Origin of the sequence: Streptomyces sp. NPDC048419, assembly GCF_043200415.1 — a bacterium.
Lineage (GTDB): Bacteria > Actinomycetota > Actinomycetes > Streptomycetales > Streptomycetaceae > Streptomyces.
Window position 1 is genome coordinate 73369 of record NZ_JBICXT010000006.1, and the last position, 12605, is coordinate 85973.

Sequence of the window (12605 nt, forward strand, 5' to 3'; positions counted from 1 at the left end):
GGGCACCGTGCGGATGTACCCGGAGCCAACGGGCGAGGTGCGCATGAGTCTGTCACTGCGCTTCGCCGCCGGATCGCACAAAGGCATGATCCGGGAGGGCAACGAGGACTCCGGATACGCCGGTCCGCGCCTGCTCGCGATCGCCGACGGCATGGGCGGCGCCGCGGCCGGCGAGGTCGCCTCCTCCGAAGCCATCTCCACCATCGTCGCGCTCGACGACGACGTGCCGGGCTCCGACATCCTCACCTCCCTCGGCACCGCCGTGCAGCGCGCCAACGACCAGTTGCGCGCGATGGTCGAGGAGGACCCGCAGCTGGAGGGCATGGGCACGACGCTCACCGCCCTGCTGTGGACCGGCCAGCGGCTCGGCCTCGTACACGTCGGCGACTCGCGCGCGTACCTGCTGCGCGACGGCGTCCTCACCCAGATCACGCAGGACCACACCTGGGTGCAGCGGCTGGTCGACGAGGGCCGCATCACCGAGGAAGAGGCCACCACCCACCCCCAACGCTCCCTGCTGATGCGGGCGTTGGGCAGCGGCGAGCACGTCGAGCCCGATCTGTCGATCCGTGAGGTCCGGGCCGGCGACCGCTACCTGATCTGCTCCGACGGCCTGTCCGGCGTCGTCTCGCACCAGACGCTCGAGGACACCCTCGCCAGCTACCAGGGCCCGCAGGAGACCGTGCAGGAGCTGATCCAGCTCGCGCTGCGCGGCGGCGGCCCCGACAACATCACGGTCATCATCGCCGACGTACTGGACCTGGACACCTCGGACACCCTCGCCGGGCAGCTCTCCGACACCCCGGTCGTGGTGGGCGCGGTCGCCGAGAACCAGCACCAGCAGCACGACAACGGCATCATGCAGACCCCCGCGGGCCGCGCCTCCGGACTCGGCCGCCAGGTGCCCGGACAGGGCGGGGGCGGCGAGTTCGGCCCGCCGGGCTCCGGCGACACCACCGGCTACGTCCCGGCGGGCAGCTTCGGCGACTACACCGACGACGACTTCGTCAAGCCCAGCAAGGGCCGCAAGTGGGCGAAGAGATCCTTCTACATCGTGCTCACGCTCGCCGTCATCGGCGGCGGCCTGTACGGCGGCTGGCGCTGGACGCAGACGCAGTACTACGTCGGCACCAAGGCCGAGCACGTAGCGCTCTACCGGGGCATCAGCCAGGACCTGGCCTGGGTCTCGCTGTCGGAGGTGGAGAAGGATCACCCCGAGATCGAACTCAAGTACCTGCCGCCGTACCAGCAGAAGCAGGTCAAGAACACGATCGCCGAGGGCGGTCTGACCGACGCCCAGTCGAAGATCGACGACCTGGCCGTGCAGGCCTCCGCGTGCAAGAAGGAGTCCGAGCGGCAGGCGGCCGAGAGCGAGAACAACTCGAAGACCGGCACCGGCCAGGCGGGCGGCACCACGGGAACCACAAAGACCTCCCTCACGTCCAAGGCATCACCGAGCCCCTCGACCTCACCGACCCCGTCCAAGTCAGCGACCGCTCCCACCCCCAGCCCCGGCCCCAGCCTCTCGGAGGATGAGCAGAAGGTCGTCTCGCTGTGCGGTAAGCAGTAGGCAAGCCGTGAGAGGCCCTGTCACACGATGAGCAGTACTACCAACCCATCGACGCACCACACGTCCACGATCGGCGCGATCGGCGCACCGAGCCGGCGCAACACCGAGCTCGCGCTCCTGGTGTTCGCGGTGGCCATCCCTGTGTTCGCCTACGCCAACGTGGGCCTGGCCATCGACGACAAGGTGCCGGCCGGCCTGCTGAGCTACGGGCTCGGTCTCGGTCTGCTCGCGGCCGTCGGCCACCTCGCCGTACGGAAGTTCGCGCCGTACGCCGACCCGATGCTGCTGCCGCTGGCCACGCTGCTCAACGGCCTTGGCCTGGTGGTGATCTGGCGTCTCGACCAGTCGAAGCTGCTGCAGTCGCTGCCCAACTACTTCCAGGCCGCGCCCCGCCAGCTGCTCTACACCGCTCTGGGCATCGGTCTGTTCGTGGTCGTGCTGATCTTCCTGAAGGACCACCGCGTCCTCCAGCGCTACACGTACATCTCGATGTTCGGCTCGCTGGTGCTGCTCATCCTGCCGCTGGTGCCCGGCCTCGGCGCCAACATCTACGGCGCCAAGATCTGGATCCGCGTCCCGGGCCTCGGCTCCCTGCAGCCCGGTGAGTTCGCGAAGATCGCCCTCGCGATCTTCTTCGCCGGCTACCTGATGGTGAAGCGCGACGCGCTCGCCCTCGCCAGCCGCCGCTTCATGGGCCTGTACCTGCCGCGCGGCCGCGACCTCGGACCCATCCTGGTCGTCTGGCTGATGTCGATCCTCATCCTGGTCTTCGAGACCGACCTCGGCACCTCGCTGCTGTTCTTCGGAATGTTCGTCATCATGCTGTACGTCGCCACCGAGCGGACCAGCTGGATCGTCTTCGGTCTGCTGATGTCCGCGGCCGGCGCCGTCGGCGTGGCCAGCTTCGAACCGCACGTGCAGCAGCGTGTCCAGGCCTGGCTGGACCCGATGAAGGAGTACACGCTCAGCCAGCAGGGCGTCGTCGGCCACTCCGAGCAGTCCATGCAGGCGCTGTGGGCCTTCGGCTCCGGCGGCACCCTCGGCACCGGCCTCGGCCAGGGCCACTCGGACCTGATCCGGTTCGCCGCCAACTCCGACTTCATCCTCGCCACCTTCGGCGAGGAGCTGGGTCTGGCCGGCATCATGGCCATCCTGCTGATCTACGGCCTGATCGTGGAGCGCGGCGTGCGCACCGCCCTCGCCGCCCGCGACCCGTTCGGCAAGCTGCTCGCCGTCGGCCTGTCCGGCGCCTTCGCGCTGCAGGTCTTCGTCGTGGCCGGCGGTGTGATGGGGCTCATCCCGCTGACCGGTATGACCTTGCCGTTCATGGCCTACGGCGGTTCTTCGGTGCTCGCCAACTGGGCGCTGATCGGCATCCTGATCCGGATCAGCGACACCGCCCGCCGCCCGGCGCCCGCGCCCGCCGCCAACCCCGACGCCGAGATGACCCAGGTGGTCCGCCCGTCATGAACAAGCCCCTGCGCCGGATCGCGATCTTCTGCGGCCTGCTGGTCCTCACACTGCTGCTGCGCGACAACTGGCTCCAGTACCTCAAGGCCGACAGCCTCAAGGACGACCCCAAGAACCGCCGCGTCACCATCGCGCGTTACTCCACGCCGCGCGGCGACATCGTCGTCGACGGCGACCCGATCACCGGCTCCACCAAGACCAGCAAGAGCGGCCTGAACGACCTCGAGTACAAGCGCACCTACAAGGACGGCGCGATGTGGGCGCCCGTCACCGGGTACGCCTCGCAGGCCTTCGGCGCCAACCAGCTGGAGTCCATCGAGGACGGCATCCTCACCGGCACCGACGACCGGCTCTTCTTCCGCAACACCCTCGACATGATCACGGGCAAGCAGAAGCAGGGCGGCAACGTCGTCACCACGCTCAACGCGGCCGCGCAGAAGGCCGCCTACGACGGTCTGAAGTCCCAGGGCGGCAAGGGCGCGGTCGCGGCGATCGACCCGTCCACGGGCAAGATCCTGGCGCTGGCCTCCTACCCGTCGTACGACCCCTCGTCCTTCGCCGGCAACTCGACGGACACGGACTCCAAGGCCTGGCAGAAGCTGCAGAAGAAGGTCAACCCCAACGACCCGATGCTCAACCGGGCGCTGCGCGAGACCTACCCGCCCGGCTCCACCTTCAAGGTGGTCACGGCCGCGGCCGCGCTGGAGAACGGCCTGTACAACTCGGCCGACTCGGCCACCGACTCGCCGCTGCCCTACATCATGAAGGGCACCACGACCGAGCTGAAGAACGAGGGCAACATCCCCTGCAAGAACGCGACGCTGCGGACCGCCCTGCGGGTGTCCTGCAACACCGTGTTCGGCAAGATCGGTGCCGACCTCGGCAACGACAAGATGCTCTCGGAGGCGAAGAAGTTCGGCTTCGACCAGGAGCAGTTCACGCCGACGCGCTCCGCGGCCTCGGTGTTCTCCGACGACATGAACTCCTCGCAGACCGCGCTCTCCTCGATCGGCCAGTACAACACCGCCGCGACCCCGCTTCAGATGGCCATGGTCGCCTCCGCGGTCGCCAACGACGGCAAGCTGATGAAGCCGTACATGGTCGACAAGCTCCAGTCGTCGAACCTCGACACCATCGCGCAGACCGACCCGCAGGAGATGAGCCAGCCCCTGTCGTCGAAGAACGCGCAGATCCTGCAGTCGATGATGGAAACGGTCGTCAAGGAGGGCACCGGTACCAACGCGCAGATCCCCGGCGTCACCGTGGGCGGCAAGACCGGTACGGCCCAGCACGGCGTCGCCAACAGCAAGAACCCGTACGCCTGGTTCATCTCCTACGCCAAGCTCCCCGACGGCAGCTCGCCGGTGGCCGTGGCCACGGTCATCGAGGACGACCACGCCAACCGTGACGACATCTCCGGCGGCGGTCTCGCGGCGCCCATCGCGAAGAGCGTGATGGAGGCGGTCATCAACTCCAAGAAGTGACCCCGCTCACGTCCCCTTCACATCGGTGCACGTTGCGATACCGGTCCTGTATCGGGTGACGGGCTTGGCCAGGTCACACAATGCGATCCGGGTACGGTAGGCCCGGACGGCAGCCTCCGGCCGCACACGAGTGACGGCCGGGACCGACGGAGAGGGCTGGTAGGTAGCTATGGAAGAGCCGCGTCGCCTCGGCGGCCGGTACGAACTGGGCCAGGTGCTCGGTCGTGGTGGCATGGCGGAGGTATACCTCGCGCATGACACCCGTCTCGGGCGTCAGGTGGCGGTGAAGACGCTGCGGGCTGACCTCGCACGCGACCCGTCATTCCAGGCCCGGTTCCGCCGGGAGGCCCAGTCGGCCGCCTCGCTCAACCATCCCGCGATCGTCGCGGTCTACGACACGGGCGAGGACTACATCGACGGGGTCTCGATCCCGTACATCGTGATGGAGTACGTGGACGGCTCCACGCTCCGCGAGCTCCTGCACTCCGGCCGCAAGCTCCTGCCGGAGCGCACCCTGGAGATGACCATCGGCATCCTCCAGGCCCTGGAGTACTCGCACCGCGCCGGCATCGTCCACCGCGACATCAAGCCGGCCAACGTCATGCTGACCCGTAACGGCCAGGTCAAGGTCATGGACTTCGGCATCGCCCGCGCCATGGGCGACTCCGGCATGACGATGACGCAGACGGCGGCCGTCATCGGCACCGCACAGTACCTCTCGCCCGAGCAGGCCAAGGGCGAGCAGGTCGACGCACGCTCCGACCTGTACTCCACGGGCTGTCTGCTCTATGAACTGCTCACCGTGCGGCCCCCGTTCGTCGGGGACTCCCCGGTCGCGGTCGCCTACCAGCACGTCCGTGAGGAGCCGCAGGCGCCGTCGGTCTTCGACCCCGAGATCACGCCCGAGATGGACGCGATCGTGCTCAAGGCCCTGACCAAGGACCCCAACTACCGCTACCAGTCCGCCGACGAGATGCGCGCCGACATCGAGGCCTGCCTCGACGGCCAGCCCGTCGCGGCCACGGCGGCCATGGGTTCGGTCGGCTACGGCGGTTACGGCGACGACCAGCCGACCACGGCGCTGCGCTCCGCGGACGGCGGCGCCACGTCGATGCTGCCGCCGATGAACCCGGACGACGGCGGTTACGGCTACGACGACCGCCCGGACCGCCGCCGCCAGAAGAAGTCCAACACCTCCACGATCCTGCTGATCCTGGCGGGCATCCTGGTGCTGGTGGGCGCGATCCTGATCGGCAAGTGGGCGTTCGGGGGCGGGGGTGTCGGGAACGACGCCGTGAAGGTGCCGAATCTCGTCAGCCTGAGCCAGTCCGACGCCGAGAACCAGCTCACCAACAGCGACCTCAAAGTGGGCACCGTCAAGAAGCAGCCCTGCGAGTCCCAGACCAAGGGCAACATCTGCTCCTCGGACCCCGCGAAGGGGACCGAGGTCAAGAAGAACTCCACCGTCAACCTCGTGGTGTCGACGGGCGCTCCGAAGGTCCAGGTCCCGAGCGTGATCGGCCTGCAACTCGACGAGGCCAAGCAGAAGCTCGAGGGCGGTGACTACCAGTTCAAGGTCGAGACGAACACCCGTGAGTCCTCGGAGCCCGCGAACCAGGTGCTCGACCAGGACCCGATCGGCGGCAAGGAGCGTGAGAAGGGGTCCACGATCACCCTCACCATCGCCAAGGCCGCCGAGAAGTCCGTCGTCCCCGACGTCTCCGGCAAGAGCTGTGACGATGCCAAGGCGCAGATGACGGCCAACAACCTGACCGGCAACTGCACCGAGGTCGACACCCAGGACCCCAACCTCGTCGGCAAGGTCGTCAGCACCGACCCGCAGGCGGGCACCCAGGTCAAGAAGAACTCCGCGGTGAACATCCAGATCGGCAAGGCCCAGCAGAACCAGCAGGTCCAGGTCCCCGCGAATCTCCAGGGCCAAAAGCTCAAGGACGTCAAGAACGCGCTCCAGCAGGCTGGCCTGCAGGTGGGCAACATCCAGGGCTCGCAAGACGACAACGCCATCGTCATCACCTCGGACCCGGCCCCGGGCAGCACGGTCAACCAGGGCACCGCGGTGAACCTGGTGACCGCCGGGGGCGGCGGGAACAACGGCGGCAACAACGGCGGTACCAACTTCTTCGGCGGTACCGGCTAGTTCCTCCGGCAGCTACGCCAGAGCCCCGGCTCCCTGTTCGCAGGGGACCGGGGCTCTGGGCGTAGGAGCGCCTAGCGCAGTTCCTTCGGCGGTGTCCGCTTGCTGTCGACCTTGTCGACGCGGACCAACTCGCCCCAGACGACGTAGCGGTAGCGGCTCGTGTAGACCGGGGTGCACGTCGTCAGCGTGATGTAGTGGCCGGCCTTGGCCTTCCCCGACTCCTTCGGGACCTGCGAGAGGACCTTGACGTTGTACTTCGAGGTCTCGTCGAGGATGTCGTAGACCTTGTAGACGTACCACTTGTCCCGGGTCTCGAAGACGATCGCATCGCCCTTGCGGAGCTTGTCGATGTTGTGGAACTTCGCGCCGTGGCCGTCGCGGTGGGCGGCGAGCGTGAAGTTGCCCTTCTTGCCGGTCATCGGGAGGGCGGCCTTGACGGGGTCGGTGTAGTAGCCGGCGACGCCGTTGTTGAGGACGTTCGTCGAGGTGCCCTTCTCGACCAGGACCTCGCCGTTCTTCATGGCCGGGACGTGCAGGAAGCCGATGCCGTTCCTGGTGTTCAGTGCGCCGGGGCCGGTGTCCTGGTGGGTCCAGGTGTCACGGACCTTGTCGGCCTCCTTGTCCGCCTTGCGGTCGGCGACGACGTTCGTCCACCACAGGGAGTAGACGACGAACAGGCCGAGGATCAGGCCCGCCGTGATGAGGAGTTCGCCGAAGACGCTCACCGCCGTCGCGACGGGGCCCGGTCGGCGCCGTGCCGGTGGCGCCCCGGGCGCGTCGGTGTCCTCTTGAGTGCCGTCGGTGGTCGCTGCCACGTTCATCTGTCCCTACTCGACGAGCGCATCCGGCTTGCCCTTGCTGCGCGGCCGTTCCTCGACCATCTTGCCCCAGACGATCAACCGGTACTTGCTGGTGAACTCCGGAGTACAGGTCGTCAGCGTGATGTACCGCCCCGGCCCGGTGAAGCCCGACTGCGGCGGCACGGGCGAGATCACGCTCGTGTTGCTCGGCGCCGTCACCGGCAGCGTCGACGTCATCTTGTAGACGTAGTACTCGTCCTGCGTCTCCACGACGACCTCGTCGCCCTTCTTCAGACGGTTGATGTACCGGAAGGGTTCGCCGTGGGTGTTGCGGTGGCCCGCGAGCGCGAAGTTGCCGGTCTTGGCGGACGGCATCGCCGTCTTCAGCTTGCCCTCGCTGTAGTGGCCGACCATGCCCTTGTCGAGCACCTTCTTGTTGCTGACGCCCTCCGCGATCGGTACGACCACGTCCAGCTCGGGGATGTGGAGGATCGCGAAACCCTGCCCCGGCTCGAACGTGCCCGGCGCGCGCTTTCCGCTCGCCCAGTCGTTCTGGAGGCTGCTGGTCTCCTTGTCCGCCGCCGCGTGCGCCCGGACGTTCGTCCACCACAGCTGGTAGCTGACGAACAGCAGCATCAGCACGCCGGTGGTGATGAACAGCTCGCCCATGGCCCTGCTCACGACGACCGCCGGGCCGGGCTTGCGGGCGCGGGCCTGCCGTCGCGCCTCGACGCGGGAGAGCGGCGCCCGCGAGATCGCCTCACCGGCGTCCGAAGCCGACGCGGAAGAGGAAGCGGAGGCCGACGCCGACGCCGCGGCGCCTGCCGCGTGCCCTCCATGACGCCCATGACGGCGCTTGGCGGCCTTTCTGCGGGCCGCACGGCCGCCCGTGGCGGTTCCGGTGTCGGATGGGGTTGTTGAGGCGGCAGAGGCCGATATCGACGCGCCGGGCGGCGGTTCCGGTATCCGCAGCGCCACCGTCTCCTCGTCGGCGGGCGGCAGATACGCGGTCTCGTCGGCCGGCGGCTGATAGGCCTGCTGCCCGACGGACCAGTCCTCGAACGCACCGGACGCCTCGTACGGCTCCTGCCCGTACGAGGCGCCGGACTCGCGCTCGGGGCGCAGGGCGGTCACGCCGTGGCCCTGCCCACCACCGGGGCGAGCCCCGCCGACCTCGCCACCGCGTCCTGGTACCCGCACTCCACCAGCCAGTTGGCCAGCATCCGGTGGCCGTGCTCGGTCAGCACCGACTCGGGGTGGAACTGCACGCCCTCCACCGGGAGTTCACGGTGCCTGAGGCCCATGACGATCCCGTCGTGCGTGCGGGCCGTGACCTCCAGCTCGGCCGGCACCGTCTGCGGCTCGGCGGCGAGGGAGTGGTAGCGGGTCGCGGTGAACGGCGTCGGCAGGCCGGCGAAGACGCCCTTGCCCCCGTGCTCGACCAGCGAGGTCTTGCCGTGCAGCAGCTCGGGCGCGCGGTCCACCACACCGCCGTACGCCACCTGCATCGACTGCATGCCCAGGCACACGCCGAAGACCGGCACACCGGTCGCCGCGCAGTGCCGCACCATCTCGATGCAGACGCCCGCCTCCTCCGGCTTGCCCGGGCCCGGTGACAGCAGGACCCCGTCGAAGCCGTCCTGGGCGTGCGCCGTCGACACCTCGTCGTTGCGCACCACCTCGCACACGGCACCCAGCTGGTAGAGGTACTGGACGAGGTTGAAGACGAAGCTGTCGTAGTTGTCGACGACGAGAATCCGGGCGCTCACTGGTTGTCCACCGTCACATCGTTGAAGGGCAGCAGCGGTTCGGCCCACGGGAAGACGTACTGGAAGAGGACGTAGACAACCAGCAGGGCCAGCGCGAGGGAGATCAGCGCCTTCAACCACGCGTTCCCCGGCAGATGCCGCCAGATCCAGCCGTACATGCCGTCCCTTCCGTTCCGTCACGGCACCAGATGCACGCCGTACCCGCACCAGACTAACGGCGCAGAGCCGCTGGTTTCCCGGCCTCCACAGGCTGTGTGGAATCCAGGTGCCCCCACACGATCAGGCGATGGCTGTGTCCCCACTCCGGATCACACGTGGTCAGCGTGAGGTAGCGGCCCTCGCGCGTATACCCCGACTTACGTGGCACAGGGTCGATCACCTCAACGTCCGTGGGCACGGTTTTGTAGGGGCCTTTGTCGATCCGATACGTGAACCAGGTGGTCCCGTCGGTCAGCACGACCGCGTCACCGGGCCGCAGCCTGGGGAAGTCCACGAAGGGATCGCCGTACGTGCGCCGGTGCCCGGCGACCGCGAAATTGCCCTCCTGGCCGAGCTGGGCGGTGTTCGCGTAGTGCCCGAGCCCCTTCTTCAGGGTGCTCACCTCGGTGTTCTCCAGCACGGGCTTGTTCCACGTGAAACCGAGCCGCGGGATGTACATGATCGCGAAGGGCTTTCCCGCGGCGTACGGCGCCGGCTTCGGGGGGCTCGCCGAGCTGCCGGACCCGGCGGCCGCCGTGGGGTGCGCCGTCTGTCTGGACCACTGGTCGTGCAGGACGTCGATCTGGTGGTTCATCGCGCCGTTTGCGCTCACACCTGTCCAGAACAGGATGTAGACGACGAACAGGACGATCAGCGCGCCCACGGTGATGCACAGCTCGCTGACGGTCCTGATGACGAGACGCACCGGCAGCTCCCGAGACGGTCCGGTTCACTCCACGGGCTTGGCGTAATGCAGATCCACTGTGCCCGAGTAGCCGGGCAGAGTCACCGTCCCGTCCTGGGTGACTTTCCAGCCGAGGCCGTAGACATTCACGTAGACCATGTAGTTCTGGATCGCCGTGGACGCGGAGAGCGCCTTGTTCAGCTTGTCGGGGTCGCCGATCGCCGTGATCTTGTACGGCGGCGAGTAGACGCGCCCCTGGAGGATCAGGGTGTTGCCCACGCAGCGCACGGCGCTGGTGGAGATCAGCCGCTGGTCCATCACCTTGATGCCTTTGGCCCCGCCCTGCCACAGCGCGTTCACCACGGCCTGCAGGTCCTGCTGGTGGATGACCAGGTAGTCGGGCTGCGGCTCGGGGTAGCCGGGGAGCTTGGCGGTGGCGTCCGGCGGGGCGTCGTTCAGCGTGACGGTGATGGCCCGGCCCTTCACCTTCTGCGTGCCCGCGCCCTTCTCCAGACCTGCCAGCTTCTCGTCCTGCGCCTTGCTGCTGCCGTCGTCCCGCTCGGCGAAGGACTCCACCTCGTGGCGCACGCGGGCGTTGGAGTCGTCCAGTTCGCCGTTCTTGCGGCTGCGCTCCTGGATCAGGTCGGAAAGCTTCAGCAAGGACGTGTCCGTGCGGATATTGGTGCCCTTGGCCGTGTTGAAGCTGGTGAAGAAAATGAGCCCCGCGAGGGCGAAGACGGCCACCGTGAGCACACGCACGGGCCGGAAACCCCGCTTGCGCTCAGGGCTGGATCCGGCCTGGGGGGAGTCGGCAGAATTGCTCAACGTACCCTTATCTCCTTCGGCGCCGCGGAAGCACTACGCTAACGGACGCCCGGGGGAGCCAAAGAGTCCCCTTGTACGCTGCCCCGGAGCCAGCCACAGTTCCCTGCGCGGCCACGCAGCGCATCGACAGGAGAGACCCTCGTGCCGAAGTCACGTATCCGCAAGAAGGCCGATTACACGCCGCCGCCGGCAAAGCAGGCGACCAGCATCAAGCTGACCAGTCGCTCGTGGGTCGCGCCCGTGATGCTCGCCATGTTCATCATCGGGCTCGCCTGGATCGTCGTCTTCTATGTCAGCGACGGCTCCCTGCCCATCGACGCTCTGGACAACTGGAACATCGTGGTGGGCTTCGGCTTCATCGCCGCCGGATTCGGCGTCTCCACGCAGTGGAAGTAGCGGTCGAAGACACGGCCACGACCCGGTGAACATAGCTCTGCCCAGGGCTATCCGCTGAGTTATCCACAGCCTGAAGAAAAATCCACAGAGCCCCTGGGGATAAAGAACGACGATCTGTGGATAACTCATCGGGCATTGACGCCGGTACGACCATCACAAGGCTCTTCGCAAGCTTGTTCGCCCCCTGCCTGACCTGCATAAACACGGTCAGTGACAGGGGGCACAGCTGTTCCTGCACACTATGCACAAGATTCGCCACCCGCTGTGGACAACCAGGCACATCAGGTGAGCTGGGACGTCCTGACCAGGGTCATGACCACGACGACGACCAGCACGAACGCACAGGTGCCGTACTGCACGAGGGTGCGATGCTCACGCGGGGCGTGCACCATCGCGTAGCCGGTGATCACGCCGGCGACCAGACCGCCGATATGGGCCTGCCAGGCGATGTTGCTCCAGCCGAAAGTGAAGATCAGGTTGATCACCAGCAGCGCGATGACCGGCCGCATGTCGTACCTGAGGCGCCGCATCAGGACCGCGGTCGCGCCGAAGAGGCCGAAGATCGCGCCGGAGGCGCCCAGGGAGGGTTGGTTGGGGGCGGCGACCAGGTAGGTGAGCGCGCTGCCGGCCACTCCGGAGACGAAGTAGAGCGTCATGTAGCGGGCACGGCCGAGCGCGGCTTCCAGGGGACCCCCGATCCACCACAGGCTGAGCATGTTGAACAGGATGTGGATGTAGCTGCCGTGCAGGAACATCGCAGTCAGCATCCGGTAGTACTGACCGTGCGCGATGCCCTCGACGCCGCCGAGGAGGGGCACGTAGGCCTGGCCGATCAGCTCGAACCGGTTGGTGAAGCGGTCCCCGACGGACATCTGGACCAGGAACGCGGCCAGGTTGAGACCGATCAGCACCTTGGTGACCAGCCGCGGATCGGCGGCCACGCTTCCGCCGGCGAGCGTGCGAGGGCGGGACGCCGCCGGAGAGTGACCGGTGCCGGAGTCGCCGCGGGCACACTCGGGGCACTGGAAGCCCACGGAGGCATTGACCATGCACTCGGGGCAGATCGGTCGCTCGCAGCGGGTGCAGCGGATGCCGGTCTCGCGGTCGGGGTGGCGGTAGCAGCAGGGCAGGCTCTGGGCGTGCTGGGGCCCCTGATCCTCCGGGCCCTGCGGGCTGCCTGGCGCCTGGTCCATGAGTTCCCCTACGTCGTCGTTGGTGCGCTGTGCACAAAAGCACCGCCCCGCCCATCT

The 12605-nt window shown here is 67.7% G+C and carries 12 protein-coding genes; 5 read left to right on the top strand and 7 right to left on the bottom strand.

Translation table 11 applies throughout. The features are described from left to right. Window positions 1-13: 13 nt before the first annotated feature. The 4 genes from ACGFYN_RS15460 (at window position 14) to pknB (ending at window position 6682) form a co-directional block, all read left to right on the top strand. Window positions 14-1570 carry a Stp1/IreP family PP2C-type Ser/Thr phosphatase gene (locus ACGFYN_RS15460; protein ID WP_393866332.1) on the top strand — a complete coding sequence of 519 codons (1557 nt, stop codon included), beginning with the start codon at window positions 14-16 and terminating at the stop codon, window positions 1568-1570. Window positions 1571-1597: 27 nt separating this feature from the next. Further along, window positions 1598-3040, top strand: coding sequence for an FtsW/RodA/SpoVE family cell cycle protein (locus ACGFYN_RS15465; protein ID WP_393866333.1), 1443 nt, complete (start codon window positions 1598-1600; stop codon window positions 3038-3040). Beyond that, window positions 3037-4524, top strand: a complete 1488-nt coding sequence (locus tag ACGFYN_RS15470; RefSeq protein ID WP_393866334.1) for a peptidoglycan D,D-transpeptidase FtsI family protein — start codon at window positions 3037-3039, stop codon at window positions 4522-4524. The genes ACGFYN_RS15465 and ACGFYN_RS15470 overlap by 4 nt, the downstream gene beginning before the upstream one ends. Before the next feature lie 169 nt (window positions 4525-4693). After that, on the top strand, window positions 4694-6682 hold the full coding sequence (pknB, locus tag ACGFYN_RS15475; protein WP_393866335.1) for a Stk1 family PASTA domain-containing Ser/Thr kinase: 1989 nt from the start codon (window positions 4694-4696) through the stop codon (window positions 6680-6682). A 71-nt stretch (window positions 6683-6753) separates the two neighbouring features. On the opposite strand, the gene ACGFYN_RS15480 is transcribed toward pknB, so the two are convergent. From ACGFYN_RS15480 to ACGFYN_RS15505, 6 genes are read right to left on the bottom strand one after another with little or no spacing between them, the layout of a single operon-like run. Beyond that, on the bottom strand, window positions 6754-7497 hold the full coding sequence (locus ACGFYN_RS15480) for a class E sortase (RefSeq protein ID WP_393866336.1): 744 nt from the start codon (window positions 7495-7497) through the stop codon (window positions 6754-6756). Window positions 7498-7509: 12 nt separating this feature from the next. Next, window positions 7510-8616: a class E sortase gene (locus ACGFYN_RS15485; RefSeq protein ID WP_393866337.1), complete on the bottom strand. Its 1107-nt coding sequence runs from the start codon at window positions 8614-8616 to the stop codon at window positions 7510-7512. Continuing rightward, window positions 8613-9251 carry an aminodeoxychorismate/anthranilate synthase component II gene (locus ACGFYN_RS15490; RefSeq protein ID WP_393866338.1) on the bottom strand — a complete coding sequence of 213 codons (639 nt, stop codon included), beginning with the start codon at window positions 9249-9251 and terminating at the stop codon, window positions 8613-8615. Before ACGFYN_RS15490 ends, ACGFYN_RS15485 begins: the two co-directional genes overlap by 4 nt. After that, the gene (locus tag ACGFYN_RS15495) at window positions 9248-9409 is read right to left on the bottom strand and encodes a hypothetical protein (RefSeq protein WP_393866339.1); all 162 of its coding nucleotides are present in this window, start codon (window positions 9407-9409) and stop codon (window positions 9248-9250) included. Before ACGFYN_RS15495 ends, ACGFYN_RS15490 begins: the two co-directional genes overlap by 4 nt. A 53-nt stretch (window positions 9410-9462) precedes the next feature. After that, window positions 9463-10155, bottom strand: coding sequence for a class E sortase (locus ACGFYN_RS15500; protein ID WP_393866340.1), 693 nt, complete (start codon window positions 10153-10155; stop codon window positions 9463-9465). Window positions 10156-10179: 24 nt separating this feature from the next. After that, on the bottom strand, window positions 10180-10959 hold the full coding sequence (locus ACGFYN_RS15505; RefSeq protein ID WP_393866341.1) for a DUF881 domain-containing protein: 780 nt from the start codon (window positions 10957-10959) through the stop codon (window positions 10180-10182). Window positions 10960-11100: 141 nt separating this feature from the next. Between ACGFYN_RS15505 and crgA the strand changes: the two genes are divergently transcribed. Continuing rightward, on the top strand, window positions 11101-11355 hold the full coding sequence (gene crgA / locus ACGFYN_RS15510) for a cell division protein CrgA (RefSeq protein WP_393866342.1): 255 nt from the start codon (window positions 11101-11103) through the stop codon (window positions 11353-11355). Between the two features lie 281 nt (window positions 11356-11636). On the opposite strand, the gene ACGFYN_RS15515 is transcribed toward crgA, so the two are convergent. Then, window positions 11637-12548, bottom strand: a complete 912-nt coding sequence (locus ACGFYN_RS15515; RefSeq protein ID WP_393866343.1) for a rhomboid family intramembrane serine protease — start codon at window positions 12546-12548, stop codon at window positions 11637-11639. Window positions 12549-12605 lie beyond the last annotated feature (57 nt).

Excerpts from the sequence above, each read along its gene's own strand:
- ACGFYN_RS15460 (WP_393866332.1), top strand. The coding sequence starts at position 14 with ATGTACCCGGAGCCAACGGGCGAGGTGCGCATGAGTCTGTCACTGCGC.
- ACGFYN_RS15465 (WP_393866333.1), top strand. The coding sequence starts at position 1,598 with ATGAGCAGTACTACCAACCCATCGACGCACCACACGTCCACGATCGGC.
- ACGFYN_RS15470 (WP_393866334.1), top strand. The coding sequence starts at position 3,037 with ATGAACAAGCCCCTGCGCCGGATCGCGATCTTCTGCGGCCTGCTGGTC.
- pknB (WP_393866335.1), top strand. The coding sequence starts at position 4,694 with ATGGAAGAGCCGCGTCGCCTCGGCGGCCGGTACGAACTGGGCCAGGTG.
- ACGFYN_RS15495 (WP_393866339.1), bottom strand. The coding sequence starts at position 9,409 with ATGTACGGCTGGATCTGGCGGCATCTGCCGGGGAACGCGTGGTTGAAG.
- ACGFYN_RS15515 (WP_393866343.1), bottom strand. The coding sequence starts at position 12,548 with ATGGACCAGGCGCCAGGCAGCCCGCAGGGCCCGGAGGATCAGGGGCCC.